The following is a 17,209-nucleotide window of genomic DNA, read 5'->3' on the forward strand; positions in this document are numbered from 1 at the left end:
CTATGTGTATAAAACGACTGGTATAAAAAAACAAATCAGATGAACATTTCTTCCACGAATTCTGTAAAAAATGTTTATTCTGGTTCCTATGTCCAAAGGGGGGTATAAATATGAAAGGTAGAAAATTTGCTGTACCTTTAGCATTATTGCTAGCTTTACTGATTGTCATACCAGGCGCCTCAGCCTGTGACGTTGACGTCAAACCGGGTTCATGGCCGAATTCCATTAATGTATGCAACAACGGGGTACTTCCTGTAGCATATGCATGTGAAGATGACCTAGAGGCGGAGTGCTATAAAGAAAATGTTCGTACTATTAAAGTTGTAATTGAGGTTAAGAATGGAAGTTGCTGGTATACTGAATTTGATCAAAATTTCTCGTATCTTGATTTAAAGCTCAATGTTGAAGATGTGACAAGGTATGTAAGTCATGTCTGGGACAGAGGAAATTGCAGTTACATCGGTCCTGACGGTTGCCCGGATCTCACCATGAAATTCAGGACTCAGGATATCTTTGGCTGTATTAATCCTGCTGATTATGAGCAGTGTGAAGCCGTTAATTTCCGGGTTTATGGATACGACGGTTGTGGTAAGGAACTCTTTAACTCATTTGACCGTATCCGTTTCGTGCCTGCAAACTGCAAAGAAACGCCTGCAAACTGCAAAGAAGTAAACAATGAGAAAAAGCCGAAAAAATGATGGATCAGAGGGATTTTTTATTCCGGCAGGAAAATGCAAATATATAATTGATGAGGGGCACTTTCCCTGAAATTATATAATTTGCTTATTTTTCTGCTCTCTTTTTCTTTTCATTGGATTTTATTGTATTCTGCTTAGGGTCAGGTTGAGGTCATTTTTTATAGTCCCAAACGTTAATAAAATTCTATACTATGTTGTAAACGGCAGAAAAACCGGGACAGTTTGTGGAAAACTTAACTTCATTTTGTTTTTAATGCGTCCCTGAATTCACAGCTACCTATGGATAGTCGATTGGAATACTGGAAAATAAGAGAAAACAGGAAGGAAACCGGACATGACCGGAAGGAGATTGGAAGAGGAAGGGTGCCGGGGGATCAGGTTTAAAAATGTGACTCCGGACGTATTTAAGTGCATGAAGAAGAAACTTGAGGAATACGGGCTGGAGGTCTCGCCCGGAAATTCCGGTGTACTTGAAGGAAAAGAGATAGTTGCCCACTTTACCTGGGACGGGGAAGAACATCTGGTAATTGAGGTCAAGGAAAAGCCCTGGCATCTCTACTGCGGAGCATTGAGTGGGCAAATGAGGGCTTTCATGCGTGAGTGCCAGGGGAGATGAAGTAAAAATCCAGAAAAAATCCGGGTTTTGGCTTTCCGGTGCCGTGGAATACGTATCTACGCTAAAATAAAATAGAATGGTCGCCAACTAAGCTTTAATAACTATTAGGGTTTGGAGCCAGCTATGAGACAATTCCTCGTATCTATTACAAAAGAAGACGACTTCTTTATCGCAAGATGTCCCGAGCTTAATGTTACTTCTCAGGGAGAAAGCCTTGAAGAAGCAGAAAAAAATATCAAAGAAGCCATAGAGCTCTACATCGAGAGTTTTGGAGTCGACGATCTTCCGCAAAAAGTGTCCAAGCCTTATATCACTTTTGTGGAAGTTGCCCATGCCTAAACTACCGGTCGTTTCTGGAAAAAACTAGTTACTGCATTGCAAAAAGCAGGATTCGTAATAGTGAGATAGAAAGGAAGTCATGTCTCACTTCAAAAAATCACTCCCGAAAAGGTATATCGAACAGTGGTGCCTTTGCACAAAAGACTTGCTAAAGGCACTCTTCTTGATATTCTTCATCAAACCGGCTTGGACAAAGAGGATCTGAAAAGGTTGCTATAAAATTATATCTTTCCCTAATCTTTCCCTAATCTTTTCCTAACCTTTTCTCCTTTTACCTTTTTCTTCTCCTTATCAAACAGTTCCAGGCATTTCCCACAAGGTCCAGTCTCCCCGTTCTTTCCAGGGCCTCATATACAAGGTCGTAGTTTGCAGGGTTCCTGTAGTGCATAAGGGCTCTCTGCATGGCTTTTTCTTTCTTGCCCCGCGCTACGTAGACCTTTTTGCCGGTGAAGGGGTTGATCCCTGTATAGTACATGCAGGTGGATACCGTCATCGGGGTGGGGGTGAAGTCCTGGACCTGTTCAGTGTACCCGCCGTGGTCCCGCATGTATTCGGCCATCTCGATCATGTCTTCCAGGGTGCAGCCCGGGTGGCTGGACATCAGATAGTTAACTATGTACTGTTCTTTGCCGCATTTTTTGTTGAGGGTCTCGAACTTTTCGGCAAAGCGTTCGTAGATTTCCCTGTCAGGCTTGCACATAGCATCCGTGACCCGTTTTGAGAAATGTTCGGGGGCGACCCTTAGCTGCCCGCTGATGTGGTGGGCGCAGAGTTCTTCCAGATACTCCTCGTTTTTAAGGGCAAGGTCGTAGCGAACGCCGTAGCCGGTAAATACTTTTTTAACTCCGGGAAGTTCCCGCAGGCAGCGCATGAGTTCGAGCAGTTTTTGATGGCTTGTGTCCAGGGCAGGGCAGATGCCGGGGTGCAGGCAGGCTTTGTCCAGGCAGGCGCCTTTTTTCTCCCAGCTTTTGCAGTCCATGCCGTACATATTGGCAGTGGGGCCGCCGACCCCGTTGATTATGCCCTTGAAGCCCGGCTTTTCCGTAAGCTTTTTTGCCTCCCTGAGGACTGACTCGATGCTCCGGCTCGCTATCATGCGTCCCTGGTGCTGGGTGATGGAACAGAAGGAGCAGCCGCCGAAGCAGCCCCTGTGTGTTGTCAGGGAAAACTCGACCATCTCAAGGGCAGGGACGGGTTCTTTGTAGGAGGGGTGGGCTTCTCCTGTGAAAGGCAATTCATAAACGTGGTCCAGTTCTTTTTCGTTCAGGGGGCGCATGGGGCTGTTCTGCACGATCACGGTCTTGGGGTGGGGCTGGACAACGCCTTTTCCCGTGACCGGGTTCTGCTCCAGGAAGTACATACGGAAAGCTTTTGCAAAGGCGGCTTTTTCCTGGGAAACTTCGGTAAAGGAAGGTATTTCAACGTGTTTTTCAGTGAATTTTTCAGCGGGTTCCTCAATGGATCCTTCAGTGGATCCTTCAGTGGATTCTTCAGCGGGTTCCTCAATGGATCCTTCAGTGGATCCTTCAGTGGATTCTTCAGCGGGTTCCTCAATGGATTCTTTAGTGGAAGGATTATTTTCGGCTTTTTTTGCCTTCCATTCCTTAACTTCCATTTTCCAGGCAGTGCCGGGGATGTCCCGGATCTCCCTGACGTTTTCCCCTGCCTGCAGCCTCCTCGCAATCTCGGTGATCTGCAGTTCCCCCATGCCGTAGACCAGCAGGTCGGCGGGGGCATCTGCCAGAATTGACTGCCTGACCTTATCCGATAGATAATCGTAGTGGGCAAAGCGCCGGAGGGATGCCTCAATTCCCCCTAGCACGATCGGGACGTCAGGGCAGGCTTCCTTTATCCTGTTCGAGTAGATAATCACGGCGCGGTTAGGGCGAAGCCCTGGCTTGCCCCCGGGGGAATATGCGTCCTTTGCCCGCGGTTTCAGCCCTGCGGTCAGGTTGCTGACCATGGAATCCGTGTTCCCTGCGCTTACGGAAAAAAAGAGCCTGGGCTTCCCCAGTTTTTTGAAATCCTCGGGGCTGTTCCAGCGGGGCTGGGCAATAATCCCTACCCTGAATCCCGCGTCTTCAAGCACCCTGCCCACAATTGCGGTCCCGAAACTGGAGTGGTCCACGTAGGCATCCCCGGTGACAAGGATTATGTCAAGTTCTTCCCAGCCCCGCACTTTTGCCTCGTCCAGGCTCATGGGGAGGAATTTTGAAACGGGAACATTGTGTATGTTGGGCATAGGAGATTTGGCACCTTTTGCCGCTTTTATCCCGGTTTTTTCTCTGGTTTTTGTCCCGGTTTTTCCCTTCTTTTTTCTTTCATATTCTGCTTTTTTTGCGGCGGAAGGTTCCGGGTTCCTGTAGAATTTTTTCCCTGGATTTTTCATGATCTGTATTACTCTGTTTTCAGGTGTTTCCGGCTTTTAAAATCACTTCTTTAAAAGCCGCCCTGCATCATCTTCAACATCCGGTACGAAGTCATGATCTGCTTGTTCCCGTCCCTGTTAGTGGGTTCCCCATGGCCAGAATACAGGTTTTTCACGTCAAGCTTCGTGAGTTTTTCTATGGAGCCTGCCATTTTTTCAGGCTCACAGCCTTCAAAGTCCGTCCTCCCGAACCCACCTCCAGGAAAAACGGTATCTCCTGAAAAGAGGCTCTTTGAGACGGGTTCGTAGAGGCAGATGCTCCCCCTTGAATGCCCCGGGGTATGGATCACTTCCAGGCATTCACCATTCCCGATGGGGATCTTGTCCCCTTCCTCATAGGTGACGGTGGGTTTGATCGTAGGTGCCCGTTCTCCGAAAAGGATGGACACGCTCAGGTAATCGTCATTTATGCCTTCCAGGTCGGCTTTGTGGATGCCGACTTTGGCCCCACTCTTTTCCGCAATAGTTGCAGCGGCGGCAGCATGGTCGTAGTGGCAGTGGGTCAGGATAATTAGTTCCAGGTCGGTGATTTTGATGTAACTTTCCAGTTCCTTGATGATGAGCTCGCTGCTCATGCCCGTATCGATCAGGACCTTTCTGTTAACGAGGTAGACACTGGAATCATAAGCTGTGGGGCAGATATACTGGACTTCCATGGTTTTCTTCCTTTTCCTCTTTTCAACTATAAAAAAATCTTAGATCTTAAAAACCCTGCGTGCGTTTTCAGTGGCCGCTTTTGCAACTTCCGCCGGTTCTATTTCCCTGATTTTTGCGATTACGGGAACCGAGTCCACGATAAATGCTGGCTCGTTTCTTCCCTTGCGTGGGGACAGGAAAGGGCTGTCGGTTTCCAGAAGCAGGTTTTCAAGGGGAACTTCGGCTGCCAGGGCCTGGTGGTGTTCGGAAAAACAGACAAGGGTTGCCAGGGAAATGTAGTATCCAGCGTCCACGATTTCTTTCATGGTCTCTAGTGGGCCGCTGTAGCAGTGGTAAACCACGGTGTCCACGTCCCGGACCATTTCAAGGGCTTCGGCTTCGGCTTCTCGGGCGTGCACAACAAGGGGTTTTTCGAAGTTTTTTGCAAGTTCGATAACTTTCTCAAAAGAGGCAGCCTGGTATTCTTTTTCGGCATCTGTTTTGCAGTCCTGGTAATCCAGGCCGGCTTCCCCGATCCCTACTGCCTTTTCGATGGTTGCTTCGATCTGTGCCAGGATAGTATTGATTTCTTCTTCGCTTCCTTCCCTTCCGATATCAGGGCTTAAACCGAGGGTTGCGTGGATGTCCTCGTACTTTTCCGCAAGTTCGAGGCTCATGCGGTTGCCTTTCAGGGAAATCCCGGAGTTGACCATCCCCACGACCCCGGCTTCCCGGGCTCTTTCGATAGCTTCGTGCCGGTCGCGGTTAAATTTTGGAAAATCAAGGTGACAGTGAGAATCAATAATTGGATAAGGCATGGGTCCTGTATTCTATTTCATTTTATTTTACTTTTTATGCATTCGGTCCCAGAATATAAACAGTTCCGGAATGCAAACCCTAAAACCTCACAGGATGCCCGGCCTTATCCGGTGTTTTGTCATGAGTTGCTGTTTTTCAGTTCTTCAACTGTTCTTCAGCTGTTTTTCAGCTCATTTTTTTCAGCTTTTATCTTTATACAGCAGGTTCATGGCATTCACGAGGGCTTCCACGGATGCCATGACTATATCCGGGTTTGCGGCCCTGGCAGTTACAATCCTGCCTTTTTCGTTTTCAAGGCCGATATACACGTCAGCAAGGGCGTCTGCTCCCCCTGAGATGGCATCGATCCTGAATTCCTGGAGTTTGAAACGGTTGCGCTCTCCCAGGATATCCCTGACAGCTTTAAGGGCGGCATCCACCGGGCCAAGCCCTGTGTTTGCGGCAATGACTTCTTTGCCGCCGATGCTTGCCTTGACCACGGCAGTGGGTGTCAGGGTGTTCCCTGTCATCACGGAAACTTCTTTGAGTTTGATCAGCTCTTCTTCTGAGCTTGCTTTTCCAAGCACGGCAGAAGTAACTGCAAAAAGGTCGGCATCAGTGATCTGTTTGCCCTTATTTGCAATTTCCTTTATCTTGCACACGATCTCCTCAAGCTGTTTTTCATTGGCTTTTATGCCGGCAGACTCGAGGGACTTCTTGACTGCGTGGGTGCCTGTATGCTTTCCGAGAACAATACGCCGCCTGTGCCCTACCATCTCCGGGGTCATGATACCCGGTTCAAAGGTATCGGACTTTTCAAGGACGCCGTGGCTGTGGATCCCGGATTCGTGGGAAAAGGCGTTTTGCCCGACGACAGGTGTATTTGGCGGGAGCCTGACCCCGGTGTAGTTCTCAATCATTTTTGAAGTTTCAACGAGGTATTCAGTCCTGATATTCGTCTGTGCGCCGTAGATAGCCGTCAGCCCCATCACGGTCTGAGAAAGGTCGGCGTTTCCTGCCCGCTCCCCGATTCCGTTTATTGTGACCTGTACCTGGGATGCCCCTGCTTCTACCGCCATCAGGCTGTTTGCTACCGCAAGCCCGAAGTCGTTATGGCAGTGCACGTCGATGGGGATTCTGATTTCCTTTGCTACGTCTTTTATCATCCTGCACATCGCGGATGGGGACATCACTCCGACAGTATCGGGTACGTTGATGATGTCGCAACCTGCGTCCTGTACCGCCTTGAAAACCTCCAGCATATAACCAGGTTCGGTTCTCGTGGCATCCATGGCAGAAAACATGCATTTCAGCCCGTGGTCCTTGATGTACTCGACGGCTTTCACGGCCAGTTCAACGACTTCTTCCCGGCTCTTTTTTATGGTGTATACTCGCTGTACATCCGATGTCGGGACGAAAGTGTGCACAAGGCCAACGTCGCTTTCAAAACAGGCATCGATATCTTTTGTCAGCACGCGGGAAAGTCCGCAGACTACCGCATCAAGTCCGGCATTAGAAATCGATTTTACGGATTCTTTATCTCCTTCCGAGGAGATCGGGAATCCCGCTTCTATCATGTCAACCCCGAGTTTATCCAGTTGATGGGCAATTTCCAGCTTCTGAGAAGAAGTCAGGGAAACTCCCGGGGTTTGTTCTCCGTCACGCAGTGTAGTGTCAAAAACGCTTATCTTTTTATTCTGCATGGGTTCGATGTAAAAATCGATCCCTTCTTTCAGTTTTTACGTCCATGATAATCAATTACATGGATGTACGTTTCTGGTATATAAATACCACGTTTATCTCGGAAAATTTCTTTCATGTTGACTTTTTCTATATTTTAATCGAAACTTATATATACTAGGTGTGCTATTCTAGGGTTGCTCTCAGGGCGCAATGCGTTCACAGGGAGCGAAAAACGGTATTGGAAAAACGGTTATTAAGGTGCCAAAAAAACGGAAGTTGAAAAACGGTATTGAAGGTGCCTTGTTGAAAAACAATAATTGTTAAAAACGATACTAAAAAAACGATCAATTGAGTAACTTAGAAAGTGCCAGTTTTGCTGGGTTCTTTCACCACTCTTCAAAATTATGTTCAATCTTATGTACTTTCCCCTTCAAAGGGAAAGTTTATATACCAGAAATGCCTTGTATCAATTCCCTCACACGGCTCTGTTGTGTGGGTGGAGCTCATTACATTTCTGTTATCATTTAATGGAGACTGAAGCTTTTTTCAGTCTGACGAGGATTTGTCGGTTCGGTTAATTCTGGTCGGTGGTTTTTACAAACTATCGAGACTCTGGAAATAGCTGAATTGGCTTTTTGTGCAGTTTCAACGACCAATTTCTTTAGAACAAGTGTGCGATACATTAATTCTGGTTGATCCTGCCAGAGGTTACTGCTATCGGTGTTTGCCTTAGCCATGCGAGTCAAATGTTCTTCGTGAACATGGCGTACTGCTCAGTAACACGTGGATAACCTGCCCTCAGGTCTGGCATAACCCCGGGAAACTGGGGATAATTCCGGATAACGCATATGTGCTGGAATGCTTTATGCGTCAAAGGTCCTCCGCCTGAGGATGGGTCTGCGGCCTATCAGGTAGTAGCGGGTGTAATGTACCTGCTAGCCGACGACGGGTACGGGTTGTGAGAGCAAGAGCCCGGAGATGGATTCTGAGACATGAATCCAGGCCCTACGGGGCGCAGCAGGCGCGAAAACTTTACAATGCGGGAAACCGTGATAAGGGGACACCGAGTGCCAGCAACATTTGTTGGCTGTCCACGTGCGTAAAATGCACGTGTTAGCAAGGGCCGGGCAAGACCGGTGCCAGCCGCCGCGGTAACACCGGCGGCCCGAGTGGTGATCGTTATTATTGGGTCTAAAGGGTCCGTAGCCGGTTTGGTCAGTCTTCCGGGAAATCTGTCAGCTCAACTGATAGGCTATCGGGGGATACTGCTAGACTTGGAACCGGGAGAGGTAAGAGGTACTACAGGGGTAGGAGTGAAATCTTGTAATCCCTGTGGGACCACCTGTGGCGAAGGCGTCTTACCAGAACGGGTTCGACGGTGAGGGACGAAAGCTGGGGGCACGAACCGGATTAGATACCCGGGTAGTCCCAGCCGTAAACGATGCTCGCTAGGTGTCATGCATGGTGCGACCGTGTATGGTGCCGTAGGGAAGCCGTGAAGCGAGCCACCTGGGAAGTACGGCCGCAAGGCTGAAACTTAAAGGAATTGGCGGGGGAGCACAACAACGGGTGGAGCCTGCGGTTTAATTGGACTCAACGCCGGAAAACTCACCGGGGGCGACAGCAATATGTGGGCCAAGCTAAAGACTTTGCCTGAATCGCTGAGAGGAGGTGCATGGCCGTCGCCAGTTCGTACTGTGAAGCATCCTGTTAAGTCAGGCAACGAGCGAGACCCGTGCCCACTGTTACCAGCATGTTCTCCGGAACGATGGGTACACTGTGGGGACCGCTGATGTCAAATCAGAGGAAGGTGCGGGCTACGGTAGGTCAGTATGCCCCGAATCTCCCGGGCTACACGCGGGCTACAATGGTCGGGACAATGGGTCCCTTCCCCGAAAGGGGTTGGCAATCTCACAAACCCGTCCCTAGTTCGGATCGAGGGCTGTAACTCGCCCTCGTGAAGCTGGAATCCGTAGTAATCGCGTTTCAATATAGCGCGGTGAATACGTCCCTGCTCCTTGCACACACCGCCCGTCAAACCACCCGAGTGAGGTATGGGTGAGGGCACGGACATCGTGCCGTGTTCGAACCTGAATTTCGCAAGGGGGGTTAAGTCGTAACAAGGTAGCCGTAGGGGAATCTGCGGCTGGATCACCTCCTAAGCTAAAGAAACTGCCACCGGCCAGAGGCCGAAAAACCGACAGATCCTCAGAGGGGGTCCATTTTATGGATCTCCCGTCTCTCTCGGGCTTGTAGATCAGTGGAAGATCGCTGCCTTTGCAAGGCAGAGGCCCTGGGTTCGAATCCCAGCAAGTCCATTTTTAATGCACCCGTCGAATGATATCGCCGGGGAAGGATGGATTGTCTGCTTCCGTAGCTGGAAGCCGGCGTGTGAAGTCATGTATAGGTGCTGTATACTGGACGCTTACTGGATCTGGTTAGGTATAACTGGAGTTATGCCGCCAGGTGGATGGCTCGGCTCAAGAGCTGATGAAGGACGTGCCAAGCTGCGATAAGCCTGGGCTAGGCGCATGGAGCCTATGAACCCGGGATTTCCGAATGAGACCTCTCCTAGTGATCAGTAATGATCGGGAACGCCCCGAATTGAAACATCTTAGTAGGGGCGGGAAAAGAAATCAATTGAGATGCCGTAAGTAACGGCGAGTGAAACCGGCACAGTTCAAACCGAATCCCTTCGGGGACATGTGGTGTTATAGGGCGGTTCTCACGGTTCAGTGATTAAGTCAAACTTGTCTGAAACGGCAGACCATAGAGTGTGATAGTCACGTAGACGTACTCTCACTGAACTTGGACCTGTCCCTGAGTACCGTGCGTTGGATATCGTGCGGGAATTTGGGGGGCACCAACCTCCAAAACTAAATACTCCTTGAGACCGATAGCGAAATAGTAGGGTGACCGAAAGCTGAAAAGTACCCCGAGAAGGGAGGTGCAAAGTGCCTGAAACCTGGTGGCGATAGTACGATACGGCACGCAAGGATCTCTGATGCGAAGGAAACAGCCGTGAGGCTGCAGTACGAGCATCACTGCCGGTGTCGTATCTTACGTTTTGAAGAACGGGCCAGGGAGTGTATCTCGGTGGCAATGGCTAACCTTTTTATCTGGGCAGCCGAAGCGAAAGCAACATGTGCGCAACTCTTCTGAGTGAGGCACGGCGTATACAAGTGCGTGGAGTCACCGGGTTACGACCCGAAGCCGGGCGATCTAGGCGTGGGCAGGTTGAAGCGTGGCGAAAGCTACGTGGAGGACCGCAAGCGGTATTGATCTGCAAATCATTCGTGTGACCTGCGTCTCGGAGTGAAATGCTAATCTAGCCCGGCATCAGCTGGTTCCTTCCGAAACATGTCGTAGCATGACCTGATCTGAGATCGTCGGTGGAGTAGAGCACTGATTGGTGGTCCCGGGGGAGAAATCCCTCAACCGCTTGTCAAACTCCAAACCCACCGTCATCGTAGACGATCGGAGTCCGGACTGCTGGGGTAAGCTTGTAGTCCGTAAGGGAGACAACCCAGCCCGTGGTTAAGGTCCCCAAGTGTCGACTAAGTGTTAACGCTAAAGGGCGTCCTAAGCCCCAGACAGCTGGAAGGTTAGCTCAGAAGCAGCTACCCTTTAAAGAGTGCGTAACAGCTCACCAGTCGAGGTTTGGGGCCCCGAAAATTGACGGGGCTCAAGTCGACCACCGATACCACGGAGTACCGAAAGGTAATCTCGTAGGAAGGCGTTGTGTTCGGGCGGAAGCTGGGCTGTGAAGTCCAGTGGACCGTTCACAAACGAAAATCCTGGTAATAGTAGCAGCATAGCAAGGTGAGAATCCTTGCCGCCGAAGGGGCCAGGTTTCCTCGGCAATGTTCGTCAGCCGAGGGTTAGTCGGTCCTAAGACGTACCGTAATTCGAGTACGCCGAAAGGGAAACAGGTTAATATTCCTGTACCATTTAACACTAAAGCCTGACGTTTTGGGGCAGGTTGAGCGGCGTCGTCGCGCCGTCTAAGCACCTAACCCCGTGGAGAGCCGTAATGGCGAGAAGCGGGCGAATGTGTTATGGCGCAAGTCAGCTTCACCCCGGAACCCGTGAAAAGGGCAGTTAAATGTCCGTACCGAGAACTGACACAGGTGCCCCTAGCTGAAAAGGCTAAGGCGTGTCGGATCAATTCAGTTAAGGGAATTCGGCAAATTAGCTCCGTAACTTCGGGAGAAGGAGTGCCTGCTGTGTAGACAGCAGGTCGCAGTGACCAGGGGGCTCTAACTGTCTAATACCAACATAGGAGATCGCAAACCCGTAAGGGCTAGTACGATCTCTGAATCCTGCTCAGTGCAGGTACCTGAAACCCCGGTTCAACGGGAAGAAGGGCCTGTAAACAGCGGGGGTAACTATGACCCTCTTAAGGTAGCGTAGTACCTTGTCGCTTAATTGGCGACTTGCATGAATGGATCAATGAGAGCCCTACTGTCCCTAACTGGAGTCCGGTGAAGCTTACATTCTAGTGCAAAGTCTAGAGACCTCTAGGGGGAAGTGAAGACCCCATGGAGCTTTACTGCAGCCTGTCGTTGTGTTGTGGTTTTGGATGTACAGTGTAGGTAGGAGACATCGAAGCGGGTGCGCCAGCATCCGTGGAGTCGTCATTGGGACACTACCCTTCTGAGACTATGACCCTAACTCCGCGAGGAGGACCCCGATAGGTGGGCAGTTTGCCTGGGGCGGGACGCCCTTGAAAAGATATCAAGGGCGCGCAATGGTTGACTCAAGTGGGTCGGAAACTCACTGAAGAGTGCAAGAGCATAAGTCAGCCTGACGTTAATCAGCACAGCAGTGGTTGACGAGACGAAAGTCGGTTCTAGCGAACTTTTGAGCCTGCTTGGTGCGGGCCAAAAATGACAGAAAAGTTACCCTGGGGATAATTGTGTCGTTGCCGGCAAGAGTACATATCGACCCGGCAGCTTGCTACCTCGATGTCGGTTCTTTCCATCCTGGCTGTGCAGCAGCAGCCAAGGGTGAGGTTGTTCGCCTATTAAAGGAGATCGTGAGCTGGGTTTAGACCGTCGTGAGACAGGTCGGTTACTATCTACTAGAGGTGTTTGAAGTCTGAGGGTAAGCTGCTTTTAGTACGAGAGGAACAGAGCAGCGGCGCCACTGGTGTACCGGTTGTCCGACAGGGCATGCGCCGGGCAGCTACGCGCTACGGAATAAGAGCTGAATGCATCTAAGCTCGAAATCCCGCCTAAATAAGAGACTTCGTTAAGGTTCCCGGTACAAGACCGGTTTAATAGAAACGGGATGTAAGCACCAAGGCAACGAGGTGTTCAGTCCGCGTTCACTAACCATCCGTTCCGGTTTACCATTTTCCAGATCCAGGCGAAATCCAGTATGCAGCACTGTTATACATGACTATTCATTCACATTTTCCAATCCATTTCACAGGTTGAGTATGGCGGCCATAGCGGCAGGGCAACTCCTGTACCCTTTCCGAACACAGAAGATAAGCCTGCCTGCGTTCCACACTGTACTGAAGTGCGCGAGCCTTCGGGAACTCTGGCACGCTGCCATGCTCACCTTAATCTACTCCCTTTTTCTAATGTTTTTCTAATGTTTTTTTGAAGAGTTTATTCTCTCTTTGTTTTTTCTCAGTTTGTTTTCTTAGCTTAATGCTTTACTTCAAAGCTTCTTTGTTTTCTTAGTTTGCTCTTTTTTTTCACTTTTTAGTCCGGCTTTTGACAGTGAAGCTAATAGAAGGCAGCTAGACTGCTCTGCTTTTTTGATAATCACTTCGATTCTTTCCGGACTCGGGTTTAATCGTGCCTCTTGGAAAATTTACCGGAGGTCCGTCCCCGCCCGCCGAGGCGGGCGGCTATGCCCCAAAGATAAATAAATGAAGAATTTCGAACTGAATCTCATCCTGTTTAATTGGAAAATTCTTTTTTATCTTGGGCTTAAAATTCTTTATTCAAGGCGTTTTTCAATGGATGTGCTGGATGTTAATCTCTAACTTTCCATCTTCTTTTTATAAATTATCTTAAATAATAATCCGGCTTATCTCTATATGGGGTTGTCCTATGGATTATATCGATACATGGAAAAGTGTCATGCAGAGTCCTTCAGAATTTTATCGGAAAATGCCGAAAACCGGAGGATACGCTGACCCTCTTATCTTTGCGGCAATAAACTTTGTAGTATTCGGACTTATGACAGCACTGTTCAACCGTGGAATGTACGGCGGAATTTACAGTGGAAGAGAGTTTGGCTTCTTCATTGTGTTCGGGTCCTTGATCATGACCCCTATCTTTGGGATCATTTCCATCTTTATTGAAGGGGTGATTCTTTACGTCATTTACAGGTTGTTAGGGGGAAGCGGAACTTATGAGGGTACGGTTCGGTTCATATCTTACGCAACTGCCGTACTGCTCCTGTCCTGGATCCCTTTCATCGGCTGGCTCGTGGGGCTTTACGGGATATACCTGTATATCGTAGGAGGTATGTACGTCCATGATGTCGGTATGGGAAGGTCTATAATAGCAGTTATCTTGCCCACCATCCTGTTCATCCTGCTGGTTATTCTGATGGGGGCGTTAGCCTTTTCCCAGTTTTTTATTTGAGGAAAGCCGGTCTCCTTTTCAGGGGATTTTTCTTTTTAATTTTTAGCTGTCTCGACATCGTTAATTTCCTTGAAAAAAAACAGGTTACCCAAGCTAAAAACTTATATATGATTGAGTGCTTAAAGCAGTCTGCATTACCGATATGCCAAGGTGGCGGAGCGGCTACGCAATCGCCTGCAGAGCGATTCCATTCCGGTTCGAATCCGGACCTTGGCTTCTATTCTCTCTTCGGATCAATGTAAAAATTTATAATCTGAATATTTATATATAATGACGTACCTTAAGCACTTCCACAAAGTGCCAAGATGGCGGAGCGGCTACGCAATCGCCTGCAGAGCGATTCCATTCCGGTTCGAATCCGGATCTTGGCTTTTCCTTTTTATTATCTTTTTACCTTTGCTCTTATCGTCGTTTTGCCTTTGTTTTATTATATTTTTTCACCTTTATTTTTTGTCTCAGTTTTTGCCGGACCCTGAGGGTTTATTACGAATAGGGTGCTAAGTTCGGGGCATGGACATCGATGAACTCATGAAGCGGCTTTTCGAACTCTACCCTGAAGGGTATACAAACGGTTCGAGAGACCCTTTTTTCGTACTGATCTCAACTGTTATGTCTCATCGGACCCGGGACGAGGTTACTTATCCGACAGCTGTTAAGCTTTTTGAAACATTTTCAACACCTGAAGAGATGGCAGAGGCTGATGTGGAGGAGATCGAGACTCTGATCAGGGATGTGGGTTTTTACAGGGTCAAAGCCGGTCGGATAAAGGTGATTTCCCGGATCTTGCTTGAGGAGTATGAAGGCCGGGTTCCGGATGATATGGAATCTCTTTTGAAGTTTCCGGGGGTGGGTAGAAAGACAGCAAACTGTGTGCTTGCTCATGCATTTTTCCAGGACGCTCTGGCAGTTGATACCCATGTCTACCGGCTTTCTAACAGGATGGGGCTGGTCCGGACAAAAAGCCCGGAGGAGACCGAAATTGAGCTAAAAAAGGTCTTTCCGCGGTGGTACTGGAAACATATAAATCTCTTGCTCGTAAAGTTAGGGCAAAATATCTGCCGGCCCATTTCTCCCAGGTGTGAAATCTGCACCCTGAATGATATCTGCCCGAAGATCCTCCGGTAATATCGGGTAAATTCTCCTGCAACAGAGGGAAAATTATCCTGCAGTATAAAAGTTTCCGGAAATTTCGGAGTAAAAGATTACACGGAATCGGATTCCTGAGAGCCTGCGAGGGGTCTGAAAAAAATATTAGAGGCGATACGAGATTATTTATATAAAGGCTAGCATTCAAGCAGGCAAAAGGCTGATTCCAATTCCTGAATTCAGCGGCAAATTCATTATCAAAGTACTACATTCTCAGAAAATATTACTTGATTAAAACCCCATCTATTACGGTTATCACATTTACGAGGTCAAATATGTTTCAGATAGGAGAAGCACTTATAGGGCAGGGTTCCGAACTTGCCCACGTTGACTTGATGATTGGAGACAAGACAGGCCCTGTAGGGCAGGCATTTGCGACAGGTCTGACCCAGCTTTCGGCCGGGCACACCCCGCTTCTGTCCGTTATCCGTCCCAACCTGCCTCCCAAACCTTCGACCCTGATCATTCCGAAGGTCACTGTGAAGAATATGGATGAAGCAGCAAAGATTTTCGGGCCTGCCCAGGCAGCGGTTGCCAAGGCAGTTGCCGACGCCGTGGAAGAGGGCATAATTCCAAAGGACCAGACTGAAGATATTGTCGTCGTGGCAAGCGTTTTCATCCACCCTGATGCTACGGACTACAACAAGATCTACAGGTACAATTACGGAGCCACCAAGCTTGCAATCCAGCGTGCAATGACCGGCTTCCCGGACATTGATACCGTGCTTGAGGAAGCTAACAAGTCCACCCACGCCATTATGGGCTTCAAGGTTACCAGGCTCTGGAACCCGCCATACCTGCAGGTTGCCTTTGACAACCCGAACCTCGAATTCGTGCTGGCTGCAATTTCCCAGATCCCGAAGAGCGATCATGTCATCATCGAGGCAGGCACGCCCCTTATCAAACGCTACGGCGTGGACGTTATCTCGAAGATCAGGGATGTCAGGCCCGATGCCTTTATCGTCGCTGACTTAAAGACCCTGGATACCGGGAACCTCGAAGCCAGGATGGTTGCGGATGCTGCAGGGGACGCCATTGTTGTTTCTGCCCTTGCCCCGATAAACACCATCAATAAACTGATCGAGGAAGCCCACAAGACCGGCATCTACGCGGTCATGGACACCCTTAACCAGCCTGACCCGATATCCGTCTTGAAGCAGCTTGAAGTCATGCCTGATGTAATCGAACTTCACCGCGGAATCGACATCGAAGGTACCGAACACGCCTGGGGCAACATTGCCGATATCAAGAAGGTCGCTCCCAAGGCTCTGGTTGCGGTTGCAGGTGGAGTCCGCCTTGACAAGGTACCGGTAGCCCTGAACCAGGGAGCCGATATCCTGGTGGTCGGAAGAGCCATTGCAGGTGCAAGGGATATAAGGGAAGCAGCCGAACAGTTTATCAACGCCCTTAACAAGCCGGAAATCGACCAGTTCAGGGTTATGACGGACTTCTGAGTTCGGATTTTCCAGGATGGAATATTACAGAGTACATAAACAAAAAAACAGCGTGGGTTTCCACGCTTTTTCTTTTTCATTTTCTGTTCATTTTTAAGGAGGGGATATTCCTTGGGTTCTCCATTCATCTTACTGAATTACAAAACCTACCTTCAGGGTACAGGCCAGGGTGCAGTTGAAATTGCAAAAGCCTGCAGGGCCGTGTCCGAAGAATCAGGCATTGAAATAGCAGTAGCTCCCCAGCTTCCGGATATATACAGGGTAGCCTCGGAAGTTGAGCTTCCGGTCTTTTCCCAGCATCTGGACGGAATCGGGGCAGGGAGCTTTACGGGGCATGTTTTCGGGAACTGCATAAAAGAAGCAGGAGCTGTCGGCACTCTTATCAACCACTCCGAGCGCCGCCTTACCCTTGCGGAAATCGAAGCCTCCCTGAGGGCAGCAAAAGAGTCCGGGCTCCGGACCGTGATCTGCACCAACAACGTCCCTACCACAGCCGCGGCTGCAGTCCTCGAACCGGATTACGTTGCAATCGAACCCCCAGAACTGATCGGGACCGGGATCCCCGTTTCAAAAGCTGACCCTGAAGTCGTGAGCGGCTCCGTTGAAGCGGTGGCTGGCCTTAAACCCGGGGTAAAGGTACTTTGCGGCGCTGGGATCTCAAAAGGAGAGGACCTCAAAGCGGCCCTTGATCTCGGTTCTGAAGGGGTACTCCTGGCCTCCGGGATTGTGAAAGCAAAAGACCCGAAAGCTGCACTTGAAGACCTGATCAGCTTGGTCTGAATTTTTTTACATTCTCGTTTTTC

Annotated in this window: 11 protein-coding genes, 3 tRNA genes, 3 rRNA genes and 1 pseudogene; 14 read left to right on the top strand and 4 right to left on the bottom strand. The window is 49.3% G+C overall.

All coding sequences use genetic code 11. The annotated features are described in order from the left end of the window. Positions 1 to 110 precede the first annotated feature (110 nt). From MSMTP_RS00175 to MSMTP_RS20280, 4 genes and pseudogenes are all read left to right on the top strand, one after another. Entirely contained in the window at positions 111 to 698 is a 588-nt protein-coding gene (locus tag MSMTP_RS00175; protein WP_048176992.1) for a hypothetical protein, read from the top strand. A 334-nt stretch (positions 699 to 1,032) separates the two neighbouring features. Next, positions 1,033 to 1,314, top strand: a complete 282-nt coding sequence (locus tag MSMTP_RS00180; RefSeq protein ID WP_048176993.1) for a hypothetical protein — start codon at positions 1,033 to 1,035, stop codon at positions 1,312 to 1,314. Between the two features lie 123 nt (positions 1,315 to 1,437). Continuing rightward, positions 1,438 to 1,653: a type II toxin-antitoxin system HicB family antitoxin gene (locus tag MSMTP_RS00185; RefSeq protein WP_048176995.1), complete on the top strand. Its 216-nt coding sequence runs from the start codon at positions 1,438 to 1,440 to the stop codon at positions 1,651 to 1,653. 81 nt (positions 1,654 to 1,734) lie between these two features. Then, positions 1,735 to 1,872 (top strand): annotated as a pseudogene (locus tag MSMTP_RS20280) (hypothetical protein); the annotation flags it as partial. Positions 1,873 to 1,924: 52 nt separating this feature from the next. Here MSMTP_RS20280 and MSMTP_RS00190 read toward each other — a convergent pair. The 4 genes from MSMTP_RS00190 to MSMTP_RS00205 all read right to left on the bottom strand — a co-directional run bounded on the left by MSMTP_RS00190 (position 1,925) and on the right by MSMTP_RS00205 (position 7,218). Next, positions 1,925 to 3,853: a YgiQ family radical SAM protein gene (locus MSMTP_RS00190; protein WP_048182304.1), complete on the bottom strand. Its 1,929-nt coding sequence runs from the start codon at positions 3,851 to 3,853 to the stop codon at positions 1,925 to 1,927. 239 nt (positions 3,854 to 4,092) lie between these two features. Continuing rightward, complete coding sequence (locus tag MSMTP_RS00195; protein WP_048176996.1) at positions 4,093 to 4,737, bottom strand: MBL fold metallo-hydrolase; 645 nt, start codon at positions 4,735 to 4,737, stop codon at positions 4,093 to 4,095. Positions 4,738 to 4,776: 39 nt separating this feature from the next. After that, on the bottom strand, positions 4,777 to 5,535 hold the full coding sequence (locus MSMTP_RS00200; protein ID WP_048176998.1) for a TatD family hydrolase: 759 nt from the start codon (positions 5,533 to 5,535) through the stop codon (positions 4,777 to 4,779). A gap of 180 nt (positions 5,536 to 5,715) precedes the next feature. Next, positions 5,716 to 7,218, bottom strand: a complete 1,503-nt coding sequence (locus MSMTP_RS00205; protein WP_048177000.1) for a 2-isopropylmalate synthase — start codon at positions 7,216 to 7,218, stop codon at positions 5,716 to 5,718. A gap of 665 nt (positions 7,219 to 7,883) precedes the next feature. Between MSMTP_RS00205 and MSMTP_RS00210 the strand changes: the two genes are divergently transcribed. The 10 genes from MSMTP_RS00210 (at position 7,884) to tpiA (ending at position 17,186) form a co-directional block, all read left to right on the top strand. Further along, a 16S ribosomal RNA gene (locus MSMTP_RS00210) occupies positions 7,884 to 9,358 on the top strand. A gap of 86 nt (positions 9,359 to 9,444) precedes the next feature. Next, a tRNA-Ala gene (locus tag MSMTP_RS00215) sits at positions 9,445 to 9,516 on the top strand. A 124-nt stretch (positions 9,517 to 9,640) separates the two neighbouring features. Beyond that, positions 9,641 to 12,553 (top strand): 23S ribosomal RNA (locus MSMTP_RS00220). Positions 12,554 to 12,640: 87 nt separating this feature from the next. After that, positions 12,641 to 12,762 (top strand): 5S ribosomal RNA (gene rrf, locus MSMTP_RS00225). Together the 16S, 23S and 5S rRNA genes with 1 tRNA gene alongside form the textbook arrangement of a ribosomal RNA operon. 504 nt (positions 12,763 to 13,266) lie before the next feature. Next, positions 13,267 to 13,806 carry a YIP1 family protein gene (locus tag MSMTP_RS00230; protein ID WP_048177001.1) on the top strand — a complete coding sequence of 180 codons (540 nt, stop codon included), beginning with the start codon at positions 13,267 to 13,269 and terminating at the stop codon, positions 13,804 to 13,806. A 144-nt stretch (positions 13,807 to 13,950) separates the two neighbouring features. Continuing rightward, positions 13,951 to 14,022: transfer RNA gene (locus MSMTP_RS00235), tRNA-Cys, on the top strand. An 83-nt stretch (positions 14,023 to 14,105) separates the two neighbouring features. Then, positions 14,106 to 14,177, top strand: a tRNA-Cys gene (locus MSMTP_RS00240). 139 nt (positions 14,178 to 14,316) lie between these two features. Continuing rightward, complete coding sequence (gene nth, locus MSMTP_RS00245; protein ID WP_048177002.1) at positions 14,317 to 14,931, top strand: endonuclease III; 615 nt, start codon at positions 14,317 to 14,319, stop codon at positions 14,929 to 14,931. Between the two features lie 296 nt (positions 14,932 to 15,227). Further along, entirely contained in the window at positions 15,228 to 16,406 is a 1,179-nt protein-coding gene (locus MSMTP_RS00250; RefSeq protein WP_048177003.1) for a bifunctional 5,6,7,8-tetrahydromethanopterin hydro-lyase/3-hexulose-6-phosphate synthase, read from the top strand. A gap of 111 nt (positions 16,407 to 16,517) precedes the next feature. Further along, a complete protein-coding gene (gene tpiA / locus MSMTP_RS00255; protein ID WP_048177005.1) occupies positions 16,518 to 17,186 on the top strand; it encodes a triose-phosphate isomerase in 669 nt (222 codons plus the stop codon). The last annotated feature ends 23 nt before the right edge of the window (positions 17,187 to 17,209 follow it).

Origin of the sequence: Methanosarcina sp. MTP4 (assembly GCF_000970045.1) — an archaeon.
GTDB lineage: Archaea > Halobacteriota > Methanosarcinia > Methanosarcinales > Methanosarcinaceae > MTP4.

Coding starts and splice junctions, on each gene's coding strand:
- MSMTP_RS00175 (WP_048176992.1), top strand. CDS start 111: ATGAAAGGTAGAAAATTTGCTGTACCTTTAGCATTATTGCTAGCTTTA.
- MSMTP_RS00180 (WP_048176993.1), top strand. CDS start 1,033: ATGACCGGAAGGAGATTGGAAGAGGAAGGGTGCCGGGGGATCAGGTTT.
- MSMTP_RS00185 (WP_048176995.1), top strand. CDS start 1,438: ATGAGACAATTCCTCGTATCTATTACAAAAGAAGACGACTTCTTTATC.
- MSMTP_RS00190 (WP_048182304.1), bottom strand. CDS start 3,853: ATGAGCCTGGACGAGGCAAAAGTGCGGGGCTGGGAAGAACTTGACATA.
- MSMTP_RS00195 (WP_048176996.1), bottom strand. CDS start 4,737: ATGGAAGTCCAGTATATCTGCCCCACAGCTTATGATTCCAGTGTCTAC.
- MSMTP_RS00200 (WP_048176998.1), bottom strand. CDS start 5,535: ATGCCTTATCCAATTATTGATTCTCACTGTCACCTTGATTTTCCAAAA.
- MSMTP_RS00205 (WP_048177000.1), bottom strand. CDS start 7,218: ATGCAGAATAAAAAGATAAGCGTTTTTGACACTACACTGCGTGACGGA.
- MSMTP_RS00230 (WP_048177001.1), top strand. CDS start 13,267: ATGGATTATATCGATACATGGAAAAGTGTCATGCAGAGTCCTTCAGAA.
- nth (WP_048177002.1), top strand. CDS start 14,317: ATGGACATCGATGAACTCATGAAGCGGCTTTTCGAACTCTACCCTGAA.
- MSMTP_RS00250 (WP_048177003.1), top strand. CDS start 15,228: ATGTTTCAGATAGGAGAAGCACTTATAGGGCAGGGTTCCGAACTTGCC.